The following is a 22,049-nucleotide window of genomic DNA, read 5'->3' as shown; positions in this document are numbered from 1 at the left end:
TTGTTTTCTCCGTATTTATTAAAAAAAAGGTGTCTACTTTTCGTAGACACCCACTTGTTTCTTCTTATACCTACTTGCTAGCTAATAGGTAATGGAAGGCACCAAGTTGGGTGTCTTTCCAATACCAAAAGTAGAAATATTGATTATTTTTTGATTTTACATCATTGAGAGGATTTGTTAAAAAGTGTAATGAAATTTTTTTCATAGTAACCCTCGCTTAATTGAAATTTAATTTTCCAAATTATACATCAATCAATAAGAATTGTCAAGTAAAAATTTTAATTTTCACAAGAGATTAGAGAAAATTTTGCTGAATGCTTCGGTAAATTTGATAAGGAAAGGTTGATTATTGAAGTAATCTTGAGAAATGTGAGAACTAATTTTTAAATCCTCAAGAAAAATATCTTCTATTTGTTGAGTTTTTTCCCTATCGTATATTAAGAGATTTGCTTCGTAATTCAGTTCAAAGCTTCGAATATCTATATTTGCGGTCCCTACGGTTGATATTAAACCATCTATGGATACAAATTTAGAGTGTATGAATCGATCTTTTCTGTAAAAATAGACTTCAACACCATATTTTATAATTTCTTCCAAATATGTTCTTGAAGCAAAATATACTAAAAAATGATCCATCTTTCCCGGAAATAAGATTTTTACTTTAATACCTGAAAGAGCAGCTATTTTCAAAGCCGAAAGAATACTATCATTTGGGATGAAGTACGGGGTAGCTATGTATATATGGTCTTTAGCAATAGTAATCATCTTATGGATCGTTTGCATTATGGATGAATTTTCTGACTCTGGGCCGCTCACCGCTATTTGTATTAAAGAGTTCCCTTTTCTCTCTTGTTTTTTAAAGTATTTACTAGGATCTATTTTTTCTTTTTTTCTCTCTGCCTTTACAATTGTTTGATAGTCTTCAAAGAAAATTTTTTGAAGTCCGTTTACAGCCTCTCCTCTAACTTTTAAGTGGAGGTCTCTCCAATATCCCAAACTACTTTTACCAATGTATTCATTTCCAATGTTTATCCCTCCGATAAATCCGATTTTAGAGTCAATTATCGCTATTTTTCTGTGATTTCTGTAATTTACCTGAGTATTTACAAATTTAAGTAAAGGCGATAAAAAATAGCTATAAAAAGCAATTTCAACTCCTGCATTTTTTAATTGCTTTATATAACTTTTCTTTAGACGACCTGAACCTATTTTATCCATAATGAATTTGATTTCTACGCCCTCTTTAGCCTTTTTTATCAGGAGGTCTTTAAGTTTTTTTCCTGTTTCATCGTCTTTTACAATATAGTATTCTAAATTGATAGATTCTTTTGCGTTTTCAATTTCTTTAAAGAAAGAAGAGAATTTTTCTTTCCCATTTTTAAAAATTTCTATGTCGTTTCCCAAAAATAAAGGTGACTTAGAGTTCCTTTTTAAAAGATTAATTAGTTGTAAATATTGAATATCATTTTCCCCAAGTACCTTCTTTAGCCATTCTTTTTCTTCTTGCGATAAAGTAGTGTTTGAATTCAAGTAAATATCACTGGTAAGTTTTCTTCTTTTCCAGTTTCTTCCAAAAAAAAGGTAGATTACAAAGCCTATAAGTGGGATTACGGCAAATATTAAAAGCCAACTTATGGTTTTTTCTGGTCTTTTTCTTTCCAAGATGATAACAGTCGTAGCAACAACTGCATATATTAATACAAAAAAAGTCCAAAATCCAAATTTGAAAATTATAGCAAAAGCCATTTTATATTTCTCCCAAATCTCTTATGTTTTTCCATATAGAGTAGATCTCTTCGTGAATTTCTTCGATTGATTTTAATTCTTCGTTTTCTTTTAAACAGTTTATTATTGTCCAATTGTACTTCTGGGCGATGTATTTCGCATTTGCGTATGTCTTATTTATATATTCAATATTTTTTTCATGGATATCTTTTCCTGTTAGGGCTATTATTTTTTCCTTTCTTTTTTTCAGCAATTCTATACTTATTTTGGGAGGAATATCTAAAAATATTACGTAATCAGGTTTTGGCAAATTAAATTTGTTGAATTCCAAATCCCAAAGCCATTCCAAAAATTCATCTTTTTCACTTTGATTTTCAAATTTTGAAGATTGATATATCATGTTGGAAGTTGTATACCTATCAGATATTAAAACTCCTCCAGATTCATAAAAAGGTTTTAATTCTTTTTGGTAAGTTGCGAATCGGTCCACAGCAAAAAAAGTGGAAGCAGCATATGGATTTATTGCTTCAGGATTTTCCCCAAATTCCCCTTTTAAATACATTTTTATCAAAGCGGAAGAGTCGCTTTTGTAATTTGGAAATTCAACTTTAAATGCCTTGATTTTTTCATCTTTTAATCTTTGTGACAATATTTCTGCTTGTGTGGCTTTGCCACTTGCGTCCGTTCCAGATTCTATTACAATAAGCATTCCTTTTTTCATAAATATCCTCCTACCGTTTAAGCACAGGTGTCTGTGCTTATTTTACTGATTAACTAAGTTAATAAGTTAAAACTTAAAAATGATTCCAACAGCCGCTCCTAAAGCCAAATAAACTACAGGATGCTTTTTAAATCGTTTCATTAAATAAATGATGATTAGAAACAATATTATAGCCTTAAAATTGAACACAGAAACCAAAGTTTGAGTTTCTGTAAGCCTCTCAAGATAAAATAAGGAAACTTTTGCTACTTCATACGTTGCGGCACCTATCAGCCCAACCACTGCCGGTCTTAAAGCATAAAATCCACTTTGTATAAATGGTTTTTCATTGAACCTTTGAAAGTAATGGGCAATTGTAGTAATAATAATTATTGAAGGTGTCACTATCCCCAGCACAGCTATTATACCACCAAAAATACCTCCCGAGTTGTAACCCACAAATGTTGCTGTGTTTATTCCAATAGGTCCCGGCGTAGATTCGGATATAGCTATATAATCAGCTAAGTCATTAAGGGTTAACCAATCATACTTACGAGCTAGATCTTGAAGAAAAGGTATAGTTGCTAAACCTCCACCTACAGAAAAAAGTCCTATTTTAAAGAATTCAAAAAAAAGTATAATGTAATTCACTTTCTATCATCATCTTTATTTTGTTGTATAATCAATCCGACTATGAAAGAAGTTATCACAACTACAACTGGAGATAGTTTTAGGAAGGCAACAACAATAAAAGCAACTGAAAATATAATTATACCTATGTAATCTTTGATAGACTTTTTCCACATATTTATTATAGCGTTCAACATGAGTGCAACTACAACTACCCTAATGCCACCGAAAGCATTTTGTACTATTTGCAAATTTTGAAATTGTTCGAAAAATATGGCAATAATGGTTATTATTACGATAGAAGGGAAGACCATCCCTAAGGTTGCAAATATTCCTCCAAGGATTCCTTTTAATTTGTAACCTATGAAAGTAGCTGTATTTATAGCGATTATTCCGGGTGTACTCTGCCCAATGGCATAATAGTCAATTACTTCCTCATCAGTTGCCCAATTGTGTTTTTTAACAACTTCTTCTTGAATCATTGGTAACATTGCGTAGCCACCACCAAAAGTTAGACTCCCGATTCGAGCAAAAGTTATAAACAAATTCCATAAATCTTTCATAGATACCCTTAGCTCCTTCTATATAATTTTTGAATAGTTTTTATTAACATTAAAAAAGACTTATGTATAGTATCGAACAGACTATACATAGGTCTTATTTAGAGAGTTTATGAACGGATTAAATGGTCTTAAGACTTTCTAATACTAATTTTGTGGCTCGACAATCATCTTCGTTGTATTTAAAAATATTTTTCAAAGCATTTTTATTGCCATTCAAATAGCTTTTGTATTCGGGTATAACAGCAAAACCATTTAACTCTGTTTTCCAATCAAAACCAAAGTATTTGCTGATGTCTTTTAATGAATAAGAGACAACAGGTAAGCTATAATTTTTTCTTATTATTTCGTATAGATCACAAGTTCTTGAGGAGATTTTATTTAATTTATCTCTCAATATAGGATATTTAGATGAAAGTTTTTTTAAGGCTGTAAGATCGTTTTTATCGTAGTGCAATAGCACTTTGTCTCTTTCATACAGAAAATCTACCATTTTTACAGCGTTTTTGTATGCGTTTTTTCCTAAAAAGAAAGGGATATAAGTTTCATTCTCTAAAAATCCAAACAAAAAGTCTTTGTTTAAGTAAGTTTCTACGTCAAAGACTATATAATCTTCTGGAAGAGAGTGCTTATCAATCACGTAAACTTGGTTTTCAATTAGAGACTTTAGATTGTATAAAGGCTTTTTGAATCTTTTGTCTAATTTTTCTATTTGATTGGTTTTTATAACTGTCAAGGGATCCAAATTCATGTTTTTTAAATCCTCAATCATAGGTTTACTTAAATTTGGGACTACAGAATAATCTCCTTCCCTTAAAAATTCCAAATGACATTGGTTTTTAATTTTGCAAAACTTGCAGTGTGACCCATGGACTTTTTTCGTTGATTTAAGTTTGTTAAGTTCTTTCTTTATCCATTTTTCTCTTAAAAGAATATCTGAAACATTTATTTCGTAACTTCCATTGGATGTTTCCAAAACTATTCTTTTTATAGGTTCACCCTTATCTTTGAAATATCTATATACGGTATATATATGTAACCAATAAGACTTTTTAAAATTGTTCCCCATTCTAACGATTTTCACTACACCGTTGTTAATACTTTCAAAATTAGCTTCAACGTTCAAACCATTTAGGTTAATATCAAAGTAGGAGCCTTGCCTTTTATAGGTAGGAACAAAATAACTACAACTTTTAAAATTTTCATAGTAAAGTAAATCCATTGTTCAAACACGCCTTATCTTAAAATTTAGCCCTTGTATAATTTTTCCACGTCTCCAATTTCATAAAACAGAGCAGATAAAGATTTTAAAAAACCTAGTCTATTGCTTCTTATAGATTCGTCTTCAGACATAACAAAGATGTTATCAAAATATCTGTCAATATTTTCTTTTAAAGAGATTAAGCTTTCAATTGCCCCGTCGTAATCTAATTTTTTCAAACAGTTTTCAAAATGGGATTTGACTTCTAAATATTTTTGAAATAATGTTTTTTCTTCTTCTTCTATGAATAGTCTTCCATTATATTCTTGGGATTTATGATTTTTCGAAATGTTGTTTACCCTTTGAAACGCAATAATAAAATCTCGAAATTCTTCTTTTTTTATAAACTTGTCCAAAGATTTTGCAGCCAAGTAAGCTCTTAAAGGTTTATATATATTTATTAAAACCGAATTTATAGCCTCTTTGGATATTTTTTCTCTTTCTAAAATGGTTTCTAAACGGTTGGATAAGAAATTTATTAACTCATTTTCTACAGATTTTATTGAGATATTAGATTTTCCACTTTCAACGAAGGTCTTTTCTGATAAATCGATAAGTTCTTTAAGATTCAGGTCCCAATCCAACGATATTAAGATTCTTAAGATTCCAAAAGCTTTTCTTCTCAATCCAAAAGGATCTTTTGATCCTGAAGGGATCTTTCCAATACCGAAGTATCCAACGAGGTCATCTATTTTATCAGCTAAGGAGACGAGGTTAGCGACTAAATTTTGAGATATTTCATCATTTTCCGAAAGAGGCTTGTAGTGTTCTTGGGCCGTTAAGAAAACATCTTCATTTTCTTCTTTATGTTTCAAATAGATTCTCGCCATAATTCCTTGCAATTCAGGAAATTCATATACAACTTTGGAAGGAATGTCAATTTTACATAACAACCCGGCTCTTTTAACTACATCTAAATTTTCAAAACCCAGTTTTTCGGCAATTTTTGAACTGAGTGTTGATATTCGCTCACATTTTTCTCTGTAATTACCTAATTCTACTTGATAAGTAATACTCTTTAAATCTTCAAGCCTCTTCTGTATATCCGCTTTTAAGTCATCTTCATAGTAAAAAGCCGCATCGTCTAATCTTGCGTTTATTACTCTAGTATAGCCATTTGTAACGTTGCCTTTCCTGCCAAAGCCGTCTTGGAAAGCTATGTATTTATTGATTACCTTTCCATCTTTCATCGCCACAAAACTTCTTTGATGGTGTCTTACAGTGACAATAATAATTTCTGGGGGTAGAAAAAGATATTTTTCATCAAAACTTCCAACTACCCCTTTGGGAAATTCTGTCATTTTGGCAATTTCTCGAATTAAATCCTCGTGCTCTTCCAAAGAAATCTTGATATTATATTCATCTTCTAACTCATGAATTTCTCTCTCTATTACTTCTATTCTTTCTTCATATAGAGGGATTACATAGTTCTTTTTTAATTCACTAAAGAAACTTTGAGGATTTGTAATCAATATCTCTTCACCAAAAAAACGATGGCCATAACTTTTGTTGGAGGATTTTTCATCGAATATTTCAAATTCTAAAATCTCTCTGTTGTACAAACCTAAGACCCAATGTACCGGTCTTACAAAGGTGTAATTACCTTTTCCCCACCTCATACTTTTGGCAAAATTCATGTTGGTTATCAATTCTGGAATGATATTTTGTAAAATAATTTTTGTGGGTTCTCCCGCTTTAACAGACTCTATATATGCGTATTCTGCGCCGTCATTGTTTTCAAATTTTACATCTTTTACCTGGACACCTTGGCTTTTAGCAAAACCTTCGAGTGCTTTCGTGGGTTGGTTATTTCCATCAAAGCAAATCTTTTTTGGAGGACCTTTTCTTTTTTCTTTTTTATCGGGCTGTTTATCTGGAAGGCCCACGATGTAAGCTCCAAACCTACGAGGGGAAATGAAGATATTCATGGATAAAAAATTTAAATCATTTTTTTCAAATGATTTTTTTAATCCTTCTTCTAATTGAGCTCGGATATTATCAAATTCTGATGGGGGTAAATCTTCAACACCTATTTCAAAAATTGCCCTATTCAACATCAATTACCTCCGCATTTGAACTGTCGATATATAGTTTTGCACAGCTTTTTGCCATGTTCCTTATATCCAATATGTATTGATGCCTTTCGTTAACTCCAATGGCATTTCTTGCGTCCAATAAGTTGAATACATGTGCTGATTTTGCTAAATAGTCGTATGCAGGTAAATATAATTGCTTTGCAATTAGCCTTTGAAATTCTTTTTTATACATATTGTAAAGTGTTTTAAGCATGTCTATATCAGCTTCTTCAAAATTATAGTAAGAAAATTGCCTTTCGTTTTCTTTATATATGTCTTTGTACTTTACATTTTTATTCCATTTGGTTTCATAAACGTTGTCGATATTCTGTAAATACATAGCTATTCTCTCAATTCCATAAGTAAGCTCAACGGGAATATAAGTTAATGGGATGCCCCCCATCTGTTGAAAGTACGTGAACTGAGTAATCTCCATACCATCTAACCATACTTCCCATCCAACTCCCCACGCACCTAAAGTAGGAGATTCCCAATTATCTTCTACAAACCTTATGTCATGTTCCTTAGGGGATATCCCTAAAGATTCCAAAGACCTAATATATAGATCTTGAATGTCTTTGGGTGAAGGTTTGATAACTACCTGGTATTGATAAAATCGTTGCATTCTATTCGGATTTTCGCCGTATCTACCGTCTGTTGGTCTTCTACAAGGTTGAGCATAGGCAACTCTCCATTCATTTGCCCCAAAAGATCTAAAAAAAGTGGCAGGACTGTATGTCCCTGCCCCCATTTCTATATCGTAAGGTTGGTCTATAACACATCCAAAATCGGACCAAAATTTTTCTAAGTTCATAATCACATCTTGAATGTACAAATCAAATCCTCCATTCTTCCAGCAGAATTAATTGATTATTATTTGTCAGATTTCACTCAACAGAAATAAGCAGTGGATAATGTCTCTGTCCACCGTTGTGAATTTCTATCTCTATATTGGCGTATTTTTGGGTCAGATTTTTTACTAGTTGATCGATCTTTTCTTTTTTGGCACCTTCACCGTAAATTATAGTAATGATTTCATAGCCTTTTTTTATTAGTTCCTCTAAAACTTTTTCCGTTTCTTTATAAACGTTCTTTCCATGGGCTTTTAACTCTTTTCCAAGAAATATTAGATACTCGCCTTTTTTTATCTTTTCACCCTTAATGGTGGAATCCCTGACCGCATAAGTAACTTCAATCGGAACGATAGATTTAACGTATCCCATCATGGATTCTTTTAGTTCTTCTTTGGCCATATTGTCATCGAAACCAAGCAAGGCACTTATACCCTCTTGAACATGTTTTGTAGGTAATATCAATACTTCTTTATCTGTTAAATCTATAGCCTTTTCAGCAGCCATAATTATATTTGGATTATTGGGGAGTACGATCACCTTTTCTTGTGGAACTTTATTAATTGCATTTGAGATATCTTTTACACTAGGATTGGTAGTTTGACCTCCAAAAATAACTTGATCCACTCCCAAACTTTTAAAGATTTCCGAAATTCCTTTTCCTGGAGAGACTGCAATCACACCCCAATTTTTATTGTTCAAATTATTGTTAACGGCCACTTTGGCTTGCTCTATATCGGCTGTTTTGCCCTCTTTTTGTTTTGTTATAATGTGTTCATGTTGAGCTTTCATGTTGTCTATCTTTGTTTTGATCAATTCGCCATGTTCTAAAAACTTTTCAAAGACAAGTCCTGGATGATTGGTGTGTACGTGTGTTTTTAATATGTCATCCTGATTAACTAAAACAATGGAATCTCCCATACTTTCCAAAAAACTTCTTATTTCTTCTAAGGTCTTTTTTTGTATGGGTTGTTTGTGGAATTTTACTATTGCTTCTGTGCAATACTGGTATGTAAGTTCTTCATAGGCTATTTCTGTTATGTGCTCAGGTGTGGCGGATTCTAATTCCTCTAGTTCTACTTCTAAATCACCGTGAAGTGCATCGTTCATCCCTTTTATGACGTAAGCAAGTCCTTTTGCTCCAGCATCCACAACATTCGAATCGCGTAATTTTTTCAAATATTTGGGGGTTTCCTCTACTATTTCAAATGAATTCTTTACCATCGCATCAAAAAAAACTAAAAAATCTTTTTCCTCGGACATAGTTTCTTTCATCTTTTCTGACAATCTTCGTATTAAAGTCAGCATTGTACCTTCAACCGGTTTCATAACCGCGTTATAAGCCCTATCTTTTGCATTTTGAAGCGCCTTTATGAAATCTTGGGTGTTAATTCTTTTCTTCTTTTCAAGAATTTCTGTTATTCCGCGAAATATTTGTGACAAAATAACACCTGAGTTTCCCCTTGCTCCTAACAAAAGTCCTCTTCTTAAACTTTCCATCATAGATTTCATATCGTTTTTATCTTCAACTTCATCCATACTTTTACAAGCCTCGAGCATACCTGCTAACATATTATTACCTGTGTCCCCATCTGGGACAGGAAAAACATTCAGGGCGTTAATTTCATCTTTGTTTTTAGCTAATTCTTCCGTACCTTTTTTTAAAGCCAGATATAGGTCTTTTGCATACAAAAACTTGAGCATTAAACAACACCTTCTCTCAATATTTCAGGCCAGATATGCTCACATTTACTTTGATATTGTCAAAATTTAACATAGATGTAACTCTATGATGAACATTCTCTTGTATATTTTGAGCGACTTTTTTTATGGGGAGACCATATTCAAAAACAAGGAAAAGATCAACTACTATACTTTCTTCATTTTCCGATACATTTATCCCTCTATCTTCACTTCTTGACCATAAATTTGATATTCTATCAAAAAATCCTTGTTTTCCAGAGATTTCAACCGTACCGTAGGATTCGATAACAGCTTTATACACCAATTCTTTTATAACATCGTTTTTGATATCTACCGTACCAAATTCTGTTTCTATTAACATGAGGTTCACCTCCATAGTTTATTATTTTTGTAAATTACTAACTATTGCAGAAAGGTATCCAACTACCGCTTCATAATCGCCACTTTTCTCGCCACTCGTCGTGTGATCGATTATTTCAATATCATCAAATCCTATACTTAAAAGAACAGCGACGGGACCATATCCACACATACTGATATTATATCTTTTTATTGTATCATACATTTCTTGCAAATCCATCTTTTTTAATGTTCCTATAACTTTTTCATCTTTTAGCAACGTCTTTTCATGACTTTCGTAATGATTCATATCCGAAGAAGCAACGACTAAATCTCCGTCTTCTATTATATTTGATAAAATTTTTCCTAGTTTCTTGGAGGTTTCTAAACTTTGATCCATCATACAAATAGGTACAATTTCAAAATCATTTCCCATAGCATACTGAAGAAAAGGTAACTGTACCTCTAGTGAATGCTCATTTAAATGTGCAAATTCATCGTTATAAATATCTAACTCTTTCAAAATCTTTCTTGTGGTTTTTTCGTCAACTTTTATTTTTCCAAAGGGGGTTTCCCAACTACCACTTGTAAAAATTGATATTTTAGACCCTAATCCTGTATGATTAGGCCCTAACAAAAATACTCTTTTTGCTATACCTTTTTCAAATGTCTTTTTATAGGCTTTTGCTGCGGTTTCCCCAGAATATATGTAACCAGCATGAGGTACTATAACCCCCATAGGAGGAATTAATTTTTCAGAATTTACTTTAAAACTATCACCGAAAAGCTCTTTTATAAGACTTTTTAAATTTTCTGTATTCGAAGGGTAAAAAGTACCTGCAACTACAGGATTCCTTATCTTCTCCATATTTCTAATCGCCTCCTGAGAGACAGATGTTTCAGAAATAATTCTCTATTTCAGGTTTATTAGATACTTCAACATGTATAAGAATAACTAAATCGTATACATTTTCTGTTTTTTCATACGAAGTGAATAATTGTCCTATTACTGGTATTTCTTTAAAAATAGGAATACCGCTTTCGTTTTCAACTATGCTGGTAAAATTCAATCCACCTAATTTTATAAAACCACCGTTGGGTATGGTGAATTTACTACTCATATTTCTTTCATCAACTATGTTTTTATCCTCGTTTTTTAATTCGCTTATACTTATATCTAATTCAGTGTTGACCAATTTTGTAATATTGTCGTATTCACCACTTACTTCCATTATAAAACCTGATTCTATTTTTGAAACTATCTTACCTTCCTCATCGAATACGGGAACCGATAAGACAGATTTTATTGATGCTGGTTCACCTTCATTGACATATATTACAGGTTTTGATATTAATGAAGCCCTATCTTTGCTACCATTTATTATACCATCAAATTGTAAAGTTAATAAGTAAAGTTCTTCTACAGAGAATCTATCAACATTTTGTCCTGAGAAGACGAAAATCTCGTATTTTAATAATTTTTTCTGTTCATAAAATCTAAGGGTATTATGCCCGATGTTCTCGTACCATATGTCTTGAGATACCAGATAAGGCTGTAATGATGACATATCTAAATTAAAATCATTGATAGTTATCTTTTTATCGTTTTCAAAATCTGATATAACGTTTATAGATTGTGCTTTTGCTACCAAGGAAATTAACTCTTTTAACGAAACTTCAATATCACCCTTTTCATAAGGGAATGAATCCAGAATATTTTTTACAAAATTTGTTATGGATTCTTCATATTCTAACATATATAGAACATAATCTTCCTGTGCTGTGATTTTTGAAAAATGGATATTCTCTTGGATTAATAATTTCTCAAAAATTGTACTCTTTTTAACAGAAATGGTAACAAGTTCTTTGTTAATTACAGGTTTGGACGTGCCGGGAACAACTCGAGGTTGAACAAGTTCGTTAATTTTTTCCGCTATCTTTATTGATTCACTACTTCCCATTAAAAAGAAATTTTGTTCGTCTAACTTGTAAGTCTTTATAGGTAGAATCTCTTCTAAAAATGTCATATCGTAGGTAGACGTTAAAACAATATAACTTTCATCATCGTAATTCTCTTTCTTTTCAATATGAGTAGGCGTTTCATTAATTTCTTGTGATGCTATTAGTAAAGACTCATCGTATGTTTCTGGAATTTCGTTTAAATAATTTATTAGTTCTTTAATTTGATCCTTTTCCCCTTCTTTAGCAAGTACAGCGTAGTAACTATCCTCAAAAAAGGCTACTTTACAATCAAATATTTTTTCTAAACGGGTTAGGTCATACTTTGATTCAAAGAAAAGCAAATATTCTTGATTTTTATCTAAAGAATCTTCCTTTGAAGAGACTCGCATAAAATTTGTTGATGAACTTTCTTCAGAGATATTTTCATTTTCAATGAATAAAGGCAAGTCATTTTCAAAGGCAGAAGCTTTTTTACCTATTAATACAGTATCTTCATCGTAAAAGATTGTATTTAAAGAATAAACTTCATTCAGCATTCTTAAAAAATGTTCTATATGTATTTCATTTGAATTTATAGCGAAAAAGGTGTCGGGTAATTCTTCGGTTTTTATCCAATTCCAGCCAATGTATGTAAACAACATATCTATAGCGTCATTTAACTTTATTTTTTCAAAGTTTATCTGTTGAAAAGTGTATGGTTCATATCCATAAAAGGTTATCCTATCGTCCTTTATTTCGAAATTGTTCATTGGATAAAGAGATTTGATTGTAATTACTTTTTTTGAAGTAGAGACTTCTTTTACAGGCCCTTTACTGATTTTGTAATTAGCTTGTTCAAAAATTTCCTCTTCGAAAGAAATTTTGTAAATGGTCTTTGAATCGTTTGGATAAATTTCAAACTTACTTTGCGTTTCAAAAAATACGATATTGGCGTTGGTGGATGAGTCATAATCTATGAAAAAACCAAAGAAAAATGAAGGTAATAGTAAAAAAATAAAGAAAAGAGATTTCTTCTGCCTCGGCATGAGACCCCCTTAAAATTCAGTAAAAACAGTATAAATTTGTTATTTTAGTTGGGTTTAAAAAATGCCTTTAGAAAGTTTTAGAATATGGATATGTTTTAGAATATTTTCTTATTACTTTAATTATACCATAAAAACTTAAAAACTCTCTTTAATAGTCATTTGCGTTGTAACTCTTTTGAAATTGAAAAACGCCCTTTTAGGGCGTCTTTATTTTTTTGATTTTATCATTAGCTTTGTGATCAGTTTTGCAAATGTAGTTTTATCTTCGATTTCTAATCCTTCAAGTAACAAAGATTGATTGTAAAGTAATTCAGCGTAATCTTTAATTTCTTCTGAGTGGGGATCTTTGTGGTATATATCTGTTAATATTTTAAATACTTGATGATCAGGATTTAGCTCTAAGATCTTTTCAGCTTCAAAAGGTAGTTGCTCTAAGTTTTTTAGGGTTTTTTCCATGTTCAAGGAGATTGCTTCGTTGGCACTTACTATACATGCGGGGGATTCCTTCAATTTATCTGTTAATCTAACATCTTTTACTTTGTCTTTAAGATACTCTTTTATTTTTTGGAGCAAGTCTTTGTTTTCTTCTTCTTTTTCTTTAAATTTTTCATCTATTTTTACATTTGAACTGCTGATCGATTTGAATTCTTTTCCTTCGTAGTCATGCATCAATTTGATGAGAAATTCGTCTATTTCATCTGTTAAGTACAACACCTCATAACCTTTTTCTTTGAAAGTTTCCATTTGAGGTAGGTTTTCAATAATATCTTTGCTTTCCCCCACTGCGTAATATATGTAATTACCTTGATCTTCTTTCATTTTTGAAATATATTCTTTAAGGGTTACCATATTTTTATCAGACGTAGAACTTTCGAATAAAAGCAGATCTTGAACTTTTTCTTTTTCCAGTATATTTTGGTACAATCCTGCTTTTATAACCTTTCCAAATTCTTTCCAAAATTCCACGTACTTTTCTCTTTCGTTTTCGAGTTTTGATTTTAAAGCATCTAATATCTTTCTTTCAATATTTTTTCTTATTACTTTTAGTTGTTTGTTTTTTTGGAGTATTTCTCTTGAGATATTCAAAGAGAAGTCTGGAGAATCCACCAATCCTTTAACGAACCCCAAATAATCGGGGAGAACTTCTTCACAGTTTTCCATTATAAAAACGTTCTTTGAATAGAGGTTTAAGCCCCTTTTGTAATCTTTACTGAAAAAAGTAAAGGGCAACTTAGAAGGAATATAAAGCAAAGCTGTAAATTCAACCGTTGTTCCTTCAGCTTTGAAATGAATAACATCGAAAGGATCGTTCCAATCGTAAAAATGTTCTTTGTAGAACTCGTTGTATTCATTTTGAGATATTTCTTCTTTGTTTTTGTTCCATAAGGGAACCATCGAATTAAGTATTTTATCGGTTATCTTCTTTTTACCTGCTTCTACTTCTTCTTCCCATTTCATTTTTATGGGATATTTTATATAGTTAGAGTGTTTTTTGACTAATTCTTGAATTTTATATTGGTCCAAATAATTTTCATCCTCATCTAGATCGTCTTTCAATATTAGGGTAATCTTAGTTCCTCTATTGGCTTTTTCACACTCTTCAATTGAATAAGTTCCTATTCCATCGGATTCCCATCTCACACCTTTATCCTGATCCCATTTTTTTGTTTCTACAATAACTTTTTTCGCAACCATGAATACCGAATAAAACCCAACTCCGAATTGCCCTATGAGGTTTATTATAGTGTTTTCCTTATCTGCCGTGGGGCTGTCTCCCATTTGAGCCTGTTTTAGTTGTTCCAGAAAGTTTTTAGTGCCTGATTTTGCAATAGTTCCCAAGTTTTCGATTACTTCTTCATAAGACATTCCAATACCGTTATCTTCAACTATCAAAGTGTTGTTATCTTTGTCTATTTCAATCCTTATCTGCAATTCAGTATCATTTTGTAGAACGCCAGGGTCTTTTAAAGATAAGAATCTGATTTTATCAAGCGCGTCCGACGCGTTAGAAATCAACTCTCTTAAAAATATGTCTTTGTGAGTGTAAATGGAGTTTATTATTAGATTGAGTAATTGTTTTGTTTCTGCTTGAAATTCTTTTACTTCAGGCATTTATTTTCCCTCCTGCTTTTTAGAATCTTAGTGTACTTATAAACTCTAACCAAAAAATAATTATATCGAATCTTTTTGAAGGTTAATTTTCTGTTTTTTTATTATTTTTATATAGAGAACTTTGTTGAGCTCTTGAACTCATTTTAGAATGCAAAGAATTTTGATATATTTTTTTATTATGCTATAGTATTTTTGAAAGTAATTTGATAAAATAAAAATATACACTGAATAACGCATTTTGGGAGATGGTTTAGTGTTTTTTTGGAAATTTGCCCTTCGTAATTTTTTAAAGAAGTGGCAAGTAAGTATTTTGCTAGTATTGGGGGCTATCATCCCTTCTTTGTTGACTGTTTCTTCTCTTTCCCTTAATGATTCGATAGTTTCATATAGAAAAACTCAAGTGGAAGTTAATTTTGGCCAAGCAGATGCCTTTATTGTTAATAATAGGACATCTCCATTTCTTTCTTTTCCTTTGTCACAAATGATTTTAGACGATCTAAAAAGCAATCCCCAAGTAAAAAACATTCTGCCGGTTTCGGAAAGTTTTGGAAGAATAGAAAATAACGGACGTTTTTTGGAAGTTTTGGTTGTTGCGGTTGAAGAAGAAGACCTTTCAAACTTTGTAGGTCAAACTATTGATTTAAGCCCTGGTAAAATAGTTGTATCTCAGGATATAGCAAAGGAAATTGGAGTTAATGAAGGAGAAACCATTGTAATTCATATGCCTGGAGGTTCAAAAAATTTAGAGATTTCCTATGTTGGTGAAAAAGGTTTTTTGAATTACCGAGGAGAGATGGCACAGTATCCAGGATCAGTCTTTGTTAATGTATCAGATTTCAAAGGTAATACAGTTTTCCCATCCAAGGCGTATGTAGATTTTGTTGAATCTGAAAATGCACATATTTCTGATATTTCTCTCCCTTCAAATTTGGAGATTAATAATATAAAAAAGGATTTTTTAAATTCTCCCGCAAATGAAATTCTAGGATACATTGTTTTTGCCTTTAGTTCTTTTTCCATATTAGCGGGTTTAATATTAGTTATTGTTTTCGGGAATAATTTTGCAAACGAGCAAGAAAAAACGGTGGGTATTTTAAGAATTTTAGGTTTTAAAAGATTTAAGATCTTATTTCTTTTCTTTATGGAGGCTTTGTTATATTTCGGGATATCTTCTATAATAGGAGTCATTTTGGGGGCGAAAATAGGAGCAGTCCTGTTAAACCAACTTGGTGAAATTGCATCAGGTCTAACTTTCGAAACTTTTGGAAGTTTTACAACCGTTCCTTATGAATTAAGTGTTAGAACAATAATATTTGGTTTTTTAATAGGTATTGTAATTCCGTTGATTATTTTTATGATTAAAGGGTTACATATTTCCAACAATTCTCCTGTAGAATCCTTGAAAAAAGATGTGGAGGCATACGTTCCTCATGGTATTAACGGATGGTTTTCCCTTCTTTTTATTATATCTGGTATTCTTTTAATGTCCTTTGCAAATGAGTTTGAAATTCTGGGATTAATTCTAATTTCATTGGGATTAGTATTTGTATTCAAAAACCCTTTATTTAATGTTGGGTTATCCATTTTTCTTATGATCCTTAGTAAAACATATTTTTCTCTCTCTTCAGAAGTATTAACTTTTAATTTTATTTTTCAAAGATCTTTTTTATTCGGTTTTATCGTTGTTCTTTTTTTTACTTCTATAATTCCAATTTTAAAAAGGTTTTCTAAGGTGTTTTCCTCAAAGAAGAGCGTTCCTTTTCTTTTGGGATTTTCGTATGTTGAGAGATTCCCAGTGAGAGTTTTAATGCTTTCTTTGATGTTTGGTATAATTATTTTTGGTTTGATTGTTATTTCTTCCATACCGGCGAATTTGGTTAAGTTTGTGGATACTTCTATGCAAGAAGGATTGTTTGGATACAATTTTTTGGTTGTATCAAACCCTATAAAAAACCTATTTTTTTCTGATGATATAGCTGTTTATGAAGGAATAGAAAAACCAACTAAGGTTCAAGTTGCCCTGCTCAATTCACAGATCATAGCTTTTGTTGACAATACTTTTCTTGAATCGGCGATAATTCCATCGGAATCAGTAACAGATTGGAGAGAAGAACTGAAGAGTAAAAATACCGTTCTTTATGGAAAATTTAGTGATGAAGAAAAAGTCCCAGAGTACGTGAAGGGTAATCTTTCTTCTATTACACCCTTAGGTGGAGAATCTAACGTTTCTTATGATGTTGTTGGTTTTTTTGACTTAAAAGATATTACAATTCCTGTAAAATATGTTGCAAATATAGTTTCTAAACCTAATAGTGTGAAAAGTATCGATATACTTTTAGGGAATGTGCCTAAAGAAAATATTGACGAAGTCAAGCAGAAATATATGTCAAACTTTGATTATCCCATTTTTATAGAAGAGGAATTACAAACCATCTATAATGGTGTTGATGATATAATTTCTCTAGCAACAGGGATGCTCTATCTTGGTTTGATTAGTGGATTTTCAGGACTGGCGCTGTATTCTGTAAGATCATGTATAATTCGCCAAAGAATAATCGGAACTCTAAGGGCTATCGGTTCAAGTTCAAAAGATATAACCAAGGGACTTCTCATTGAAAATTTCAGCATTGTATCCGTAGGAGCTTTCATTGGTCTGGTGGGAGGTTACCTAGTTGCAAAGGATGTAATTTTCGCCATCTTTCAATTTTTAGGAAATGTTGATTTTTATTTTCCTTTGTTGAATGTAGTTGGAATAATTGGAATGGTATATTTAATCACTTTTCTAACCTTGATGATACCTTCGTTTTTAATAACTAAAATCACACCAGCAGATAGTTTGAGGGAGATTGGATAATGGAAGTTGAGAATAAAAATAGTGCTTTGATAAAAGCGATTGAATTGTACAAAGTGTACAACGATAAGAGAGTAAAAGTAGAGGCTTTAAAGAACATTAACCTAACGATTAAAAAAGGTGAATTTATTGGTATATTAGGGCCTTCAGGTTCAGGTAAAACCACCTTACTAAATTGCCTTTCGGCAATAGATAATCCTACCAGAGGGGAGATTTACTTTAAAGGGGTTCCGTTCCAAAATTTGAAAGAAGAAGAACGGACTTCCTTCAGAGCCAAAAACATGGGCTTTGTGTTTCAATTTTTTAATCTTATTCCGGTTTTGACGGTTTTAGAAAATGTTCAGTTGCCTTTGCTAATCTTAGGAGAAAAGAACAAAACCTCAAAAGACAAAGCTTATGAAGTTTTAAAGAAGGTTAAGCTTGATAGTAAAGTAGAAAGATTCCCCTATGAACTATCAGGTGGAGAGCAACAAAGAGTTGCTATTGCAAGGGCTATAATACATTCGCCAGAGGTTATATGGGCTGACGAACCAACAGGAAATCTTGACAGTGAAAACGGTGAAATAATAATAGAACTTTTGGAGGAAATAAGAAAAGAAAAGGGAACAACGCTTGTGGTAGTTACCCATGATTTGAATATTGCAAAAAGAGCCGATAGAATTATTCAAATTAGAGATGGAATTATACAAGAAGTTTAATTATTTGATGAATTTTGATATAATATAAAAAGAAGGGGTTGTAGCGCAGCGGGAGCGCGTTGCCTTCGCAAGGCAAAGGTCGTGGGTTCGAATCCCATCAACTCCACCATATTGAATTAGCCGCCTCACCTTCGGCGCGCAAATTTCCCAAATTTTACTCTCTTCTGTCGAAAAACTTCTCATAAGCCGAAATGTTAGTGAAATTCCTTATATTGCCGAGATATGAGGACAAAAAGTCGCATTTTCACTATTACGCTTTTTATTAGATTCGGTTTTCTACTTTCAAAACTGGTAAAGTCTAAGCCTGAGGCTATCAAAGAAACGGATAAAAGGCTACGGTTTACGAACCTTCGCTCACATGCAGCAAAGTCGGACTTTTCAGATACACTCGGAACGTTATCTGAAATTGTGCTTAAAAAAAGAAAGGAAGGGGAAATATGCTTAAAGTATCAGACTACATAGATGTTAAAAAGAAAGCAGAGGAATTAGGATGCAATATACCAACTTCCATAGCACTTTTACCTCGTAATTATGAAGTAGCCGTAACTAAAGAAGATCTTCTTCATGAAAGTACAACATCAACTGTGAGGACACTCTGGCGACAAAATAATGTAATTGAAACACCACTTGAACAATCGGGTGAAAAATTCTCTTTTATATCTGAAAATGCATTTGAATGGGTTGGACCCACTATTTTCATTTCAGCAATGTTATTAAGTGAAAATCCACATTTAGTGTCAATTACTCTTAATGTCATCTCAAATCATCTAACAGAATGGTTTAGAGGAATTCCGAGGGATAGTAGGAAGTCAAAACTTCGTATAGTTACGGAAACTAAAAGTGGACATTATAAAAAAATAGAATACGAAGGTCCACCAGAAGGATTAAAAGATCTTCCTAAGATAATTAGAGAGGTACACAATGAATAGTGAAATAGAGTTGTTTTTAAAAGATTTTTACGAAGTGATAATAGAATGCGGAAAATTTTTTTTTATTAGTAGAGATAAAGAATTTCAGCAAGAGGCTGTTAAGAAGTTGACAAACCTTAAGCATAGAACCATATCTTTGAAGGAACAAATGATAAAAGTTGAAGATGAGAATTCTGCAAACGCTATGCTAAGCTTAGAAAGTTTAATAGATGCTATGGTTAATGAGTTGGAGATGTGGATTGCATTAAAAGAAGACGATCCCAATAAAGCATGGGATTTTCTAATAAATGCTCAATCTGCAGTTAGGACAGCAGCACAAGCACATAGCATAGCAATAGAGCTAAATGCAGAAGGATATGAAAATAAGTTACATTTGATAGAGAAACTTCTTTTCCCTCCTCAAATGTTTGTTAGTCCTAGTTTTATTATTGAAAAAGAAGATTGTTCTATATGTGGGAAGGAATATGGAGAATGTGAACATATCGTGGGCAAAGCTTATATGGGTAAAATGTGCTATAAGAAAATAACAAAAATCAAGGAGATTAAAGAAATATCAATAGTTGAAGAACCGGCGAACAAACATGCAAGAATGTACAGGTTTACTGGTGATGGAGTAACAAGAGACTTTATGACTTGGAGGAAGATTGAGAAAAATGAGTAAGAGCACAACTTCATATAACAGAGAGAGTGTGGCTTCGGAGCTTTGCGCCTACGTCCAAATCCACCTTCGGTGGACTTTCAGATTTGTGTCAGCCGTAATATGACATTCCGTCTGCCTCCAAAAAATTCTCAAGGGTGATATGAATGGTCGATAACAGTAAGATTGAGAAAGATATAAAAAATTACTTTAAAGAAGTTTACAGTATATACTCACAAGGAGATTATACGGAGTGGACTTACAGAACTCCGTTTGAAAATCTTATTAAAGGGTTAAATCCAGATTATAATCTTACTCAGGAACCGAAAAGAGCTGCTGGGCTTGGTGCACCTGACTTTAAGGCGTTTTATAATAACCGAAAAATTGGTTTTATAGAAACAAAAGACCTTGGAGAAAATTTAGATAAAATACTTGAGACGGACCAACTTAAAAAATATATTGAAAGTATTGATAATCTGATACTCACTAATTATCTTCAATTTGTTCTTATTAGAAAAGGGCGCAAGGTTTATGATTGCGATCTTTTCATGCTTTCCGATTTGGATAAAAGAAATTTATCTATCTCTAAAGAGAAAATAGAAACATTTGCCTCTCTCATAAATGAATTTTTTGAGTATAAACTACCAACAATAGTATTAGCTGAAGAACTGGCTGTAGAACTCTCTAAAAGAGCGAAATTATTGAAGGAACTGGCTAAAGACCAACTTTTAAATGATTTGGAGAAAATTAAAAATAATGAATCTCCTTCATCAATCTATGATTTTTATCTGGGTATAAAAGAACTTATCAAAGATGTAAAATTAGAGGATTGTGCAGATGCCTATGCCCAAACCATCACCTATGGCCTATTTTTGGCTAAGAAAAGTTGCCGAGGTAAATTAGATAGAAGAACAGCATCATACTATATCCCCAGAAATGTTGGTGTGATTAAACGTATCTTCTTGAACATTTCTGGTGAAGAGTTTCCTCCAAATATCTCATGGATTGTAGATGACATTATCGATATACTAAATGCTGCAAAGTTAGACGAGATTCTAATTAAAATTGATAAGCGTGGCAAAAAGGACAAAGATCCAATAATATTTTTCTATGAAGATTTTTTGAATTATTACGAGCCTGAGAAGAGAAAACATCTCGGAGTTTATTATACACCCCGCCCTGTTGTAAACTTTATTGTAAATTCTGTACATTCAATTTTGAAGAAGCACTTTGATAAATCATTAGGCCTTGCAGATGACAGTGTAAATGTTCTTGACCCTGCGATTGGAACGGGAACTTTTTTCTGGATAACTTTTCTTGTTGCATTGGGAGAATTAAAGAATCAAGGGTTAAGAGGTATAATTTTTGATAAAATCGAGAATCACCTTCTAAAGCATTTTTATGGATTTGAAATCTTAATCACGCCTTATGTAATCTCACATTTAAAGATTACAGACCTACTTCAGAGATGGCATTACAGGTTTAAAGATGACGATAGAATACAAGTTTACCTTACAAACACATTAGAACAATCAGAGGTTCATGATCCTTTACTGTTCATGAGAGAAATAACAGAGGAAAGCAGAATTGCAAATCAAATAAAGACGGAGAAGCCAATTCTTGTTGTAATGGGTAATCCACCATATTCTGGAATATCTGTCAATAAGGGAAAGTGGATTGATGATTTGTTGAAAAAAGGCTATATAAGAGCAGATGGAAGCAAAGACGATGGTTACTATAAGGTAGATGGTAAACCTCTTGATGAGAAAAACCCTAAATGGCTTCAGGATGATTATGTGAAATTCATAAGATATGCACAGTGGAAAATAGATCAAAATGGTGAGGGCGTTGTAGGTTTTATTACTAATCACAGTTATCTTGATAACCCAACATTCAGAGGGATGAGGGAATCTCTACTGCAAAGTTTTGATAGAATCTTCATCTTAAACTTGCATGGAAATTCTTTAAAGTCAAGTATGATAGTCCCCTA

The 22,049-nt window shown here is 32.2% G+C and carries 17 protein-coding genes and 1 tRNA gene; 6 read left to right on the top strand and 12 right to left on the bottom strand.

Annotated features, from left to right (window positions below):
• Positions 1-285: 285 nt before the first annotated feature.
• From cls to htpG, 12 genes are all read right to left on the bottom strand, one after another.
• Positions 286-1,746 (bottom strand): cardiolipin synthase, encoded by a 1,461-nt coding sequence (gene cls / locus X928_RS00940; RefSeq protein WP_103078089.1) that lies wholly within the window; start codon positions 1,744-1,746, stop codon positions 286-288.
• 1 nt (position 1,747) lies between these two features.
• The gene (locus X928_RS00935; RefSeq protein ID WP_103065558.1) at positions 1,748-2,446 is read right to left on the bottom strand and encodes a dTMP kinase; all 699 of its coding nucleotides are present in this window, start codon (positions 2,444-2,446) and stop codon (positions 1,748-1,750) included.
• Between the two features lie 66 nt (positions 2,447-2,512).
• Positions 2,513-3,076, bottom strand: a complete 564-nt coding sequence (locus tag X928_RS00930) for a chromate transporter (protein WP_103065557.1) — start codon at positions 3,074-3,076, stop codon at positions 2,513-2,515.
• Complete coding sequence (locus X928_RS00925; protein WP_103065556.1) at positions 3,073-3,618, bottom strand: chromate transporter; 546 nt, start codon at positions 3,616-3,618, stop codon at positions 3,073-3,075. Before X928_RS00925 ends, X928_RS00930 begins: the two co-directional genes overlap by 4 nt.
• Positions 3,619-3,736: 118 nt before the next feature.
• Positions 3,737-4,837, bottom strand: coding sequence for a TM0106 family RecB-like putative nuclease (locus X928_RS00920; protein ID WP_103078088.1), 1,101 nt, complete (start codon positions 4,835-4,837; stop codon positions 3,737-3,739).
• A gap of 26 nt (positions 4,838-4,863) precedes the next feature.
• Positions 4,864-6,933, bottom strand: coding sequence for a glycine--tRNA ligase subunit beta (gene glyS, locus X928_RS00915; RefSeq protein ID WP_103078087.1), 2,070 nt, complete (start codon positions 6,931-6,933; stop codon positions 4,864-4,866).
• Positions 6,923-7,786, bottom strand: coding sequence for a glycine--tRNA ligase subunit alpha (locus tag X928_RS00910; RefSeq protein ID WP_103078086.1), 864 nt, complete (start codon positions 7,784-7,786; stop codon positions 6,923-6,925). Before X928_RS00910 ends, glyS begins: the two co-directional genes overlap by 11 nt.
• A 52-nt stretch (positions 7,787-7,838) precedes the next feature.
• A complete protein-coding gene (locus X928_RS00905; protein ID WP_103078085.1) occupies positions 7,839-9,506 on the bottom strand; it encodes a DAK2 domain-containing protein in 1,668 nt (555 codons plus the stop codon).
• Positions 9,507-9,522: 16 nt separating this feature from the next.
• A complete protein-coding gene (locus X928_RS00900; protein WP_169926250.1) occupies positions 9,523-9,867 on the bottom strand; it encodes an Asp23/Gls24 family envelope stress response protein in 345 nt (114 codons plus the stop codon).
• 21 nt (positions 9,868-9,888) lie between these two features.
• Entirely contained in the window at positions 9,889-10,713 is an 825-nt protein-coding gene (amrB, locus tag X928_RS00895) for an AmmeMemoRadiSam system protein B (RefSeq protein WP_103078083.1), read from the bottom strand.
• A gap of 31 nt (positions 10,714-10,744) precedes the next feature.
• Entirely contained in the window at positions 10,745-12,832 is a 2,088-nt protein-coding gene (locus X928_RS00890) for a hypothetical protein (protein ID WP_103078082.1), read from the bottom strand.
• 207 nt (positions 12,833-13,039) lie between these two features.
• Positions 13,040-14,944 carry a molecular chaperone HtpG gene (gene htpG / locus X928_RS00885; RefSeq protein WP_103078081.1) on the bottom strand — a complete coding sequence of 635 codons (1,905 nt, stop codon included), beginning with the start codon at positions 14,942-14,944 and terminating at the stop codon, positions 13,040-13,042.
• Between the two features lie 253 nt (positions 14,945-15,197).
• Here htpG and X928_RS00880 point away from each other — a divergent pair, with 253 nt between their 5' ends.
• The 6 genes from X928_RS00880 to X928_RS00855 all read left to right on the top strand — a co-directional run.
• Entirely contained in the window at positions 15,198-17,798 is a 2,601-nt protein-coding gene (locus X928_RS00880) for an ABC transporter permease (RefSeq protein ID WP_103078080.1), read from the top strand.
• Positions 17,798-18,493, top strand: a complete 696-nt coding sequence (locus X928_RS00875) for an ABC transporter ATP-binding protein (protein WP_103065546.1) — start codon at positions 17,798-17,800, stop codon at positions 18,491-18,493. Before X928_RS00880 ends, X928_RS00875 begins: the two co-directional genes overlap by 1 nt.
• A 34-nt stretch (positions 18,494-18,527) precedes the next feature.
• A tRNA-Ala gene (locus X928_RS00870) sits at positions 18,528-18,602 on the top strand.
• Between the two features lie 328 nt (positions 18,603-18,930).
• Positions 18,931-19,422, top strand: a complete 492-nt coding sequence (locus X928_RS00865) for a hypothetical protein (RefSeq protein ID WP_103065545.1) — start codon at positions 18,931-18,933, stop codon at positions 19,420-19,422.
• On the top strand, positions 19,415-20,083 hold the full coding sequence (locus X928_RS00860) for a hypothetical protein (protein WP_103065544.1): 669 nt from the start codon (positions 19,415-19,417) through the stop codon (positions 20,081-20,083). The genes X928_RS00865 and X928_RS00860 overlap by 8 nt, the downstream gene beginning before the upstream one ends.
• A gap of 143 nt (positions 20,084-20,226) precedes the next feature.
• Positions 20,227-22,049, top strand: a 1,823-nt coding sequence (locus X928_RS00855) for an N-6 DNA methylase (RefSeq protein WP_169926249.1), incomplete at its 3' end; no start/stop codon positions are given.

Source organism: Petrotoga miotherma DSM 10691 (assembly GCF_002895605.1).
Classification (GTDB): Bacteria; Thermotogota; Thermotogae; order Petrotogales; family Petrotogaceae; genus Petrotoga; species Petrotoga miotherma.
Note: the sequence above shows the minus strand (reverse complement) of the source record. Positions and strands in the feature narration are given on the sequence as shown.

Excerpts from the sequence above, each read along its gene's own strand:
- X928_RS00890 (WP_103078082.1), bottom strand. The coding sequence starts at position 12,832 with ATGCCGAGGCAGAAGAAATCTCTTTTCTTTATTTTTTTACTATTACCT.
- X928_RS00865 (WP_103065545.1), top strand. The coding sequence starts at position 18,931 with ATGCTTAAAGTATCAGACTACATAGATGTTAAAAAGAAAGCAGAGGAA.
- glyS (WP_103078087.1), bottom strand. The coding sequence starts at position 6,933 with ATGTTGAATAGGGCAATTTTTGAAATAGGTGTTGAAGATTTACCCCCA.
- X928_RS00925 (WP_103065556.1), bottom strand. The coding sequence starts at position 3,618 with ATGAAAGATTTATGGAATTTGTTTATAACTTTTGCTCGAATCGGGAGT.
- X928_RS00935 (WP_103065558.1), bottom strand. The coding sequence starts at position 2,446 with ATGAAAAAAGGAATGCTTATTGTAATAGAATCTGGAACGGACGCAAGT.
- amrB (WP_103078083.1), bottom strand. The coding sequence starts at position 10,713 with ATGGAGAAGATAAGGAATCCTGTAGTTGCAGGTACTTTTTACCCTTCG.
- htpG (WP_103078081.1), bottom strand. The coding sequence starts at position 14,944 with ATGCCTGAAGTAAAAGAATTTCAAGCAGAAACAAAACAATTACTCAAT.
- X928_RS00860 (WP_103065544.1), top strand. The coding sequence starts at position 19,415 with ATGAATAGTGAAATAGAGTTGTTTTTAAAAGATTTTTACGAAGTGATA.
- X928_RS00920 (WP_103078088.1), bottom strand. The coding sequence starts at position 4,837 with ATGGATTTACTTTACTATGAAAATTTTAAAAGTTGTAGTTATTTTGTT.
- cls (WP_103078089.1), bottom strand. The coding sequence starts at position 1,746 with ATGGCTTTTGCTATAATTTTCAAATTTGGATTTTGGACTTTTTTTGTA.
- X928_RS00875 (WP_103065546.1), top strand. The coding sequence starts at position 17,798 with ATGGAAGTTGAGAATAAAAATAGTGCTTTGATAAAAGCGATTGAATTG.
- X928_RS00900 (WP_169926250.1), bottom strand. The coding sequence starts at position 9,867 with ATGTTAATAGAAACAGAATTTGGTACGGTAGATATCAAAAACGATGTT.
- X928_RS00905 (WP_103078085.1), bottom strand. The coding sequence starts at position 9,506 with ATGCTCAAGTTTTTGTATGCAAAAGACCTATATCTGGCTTTAAAAAAA.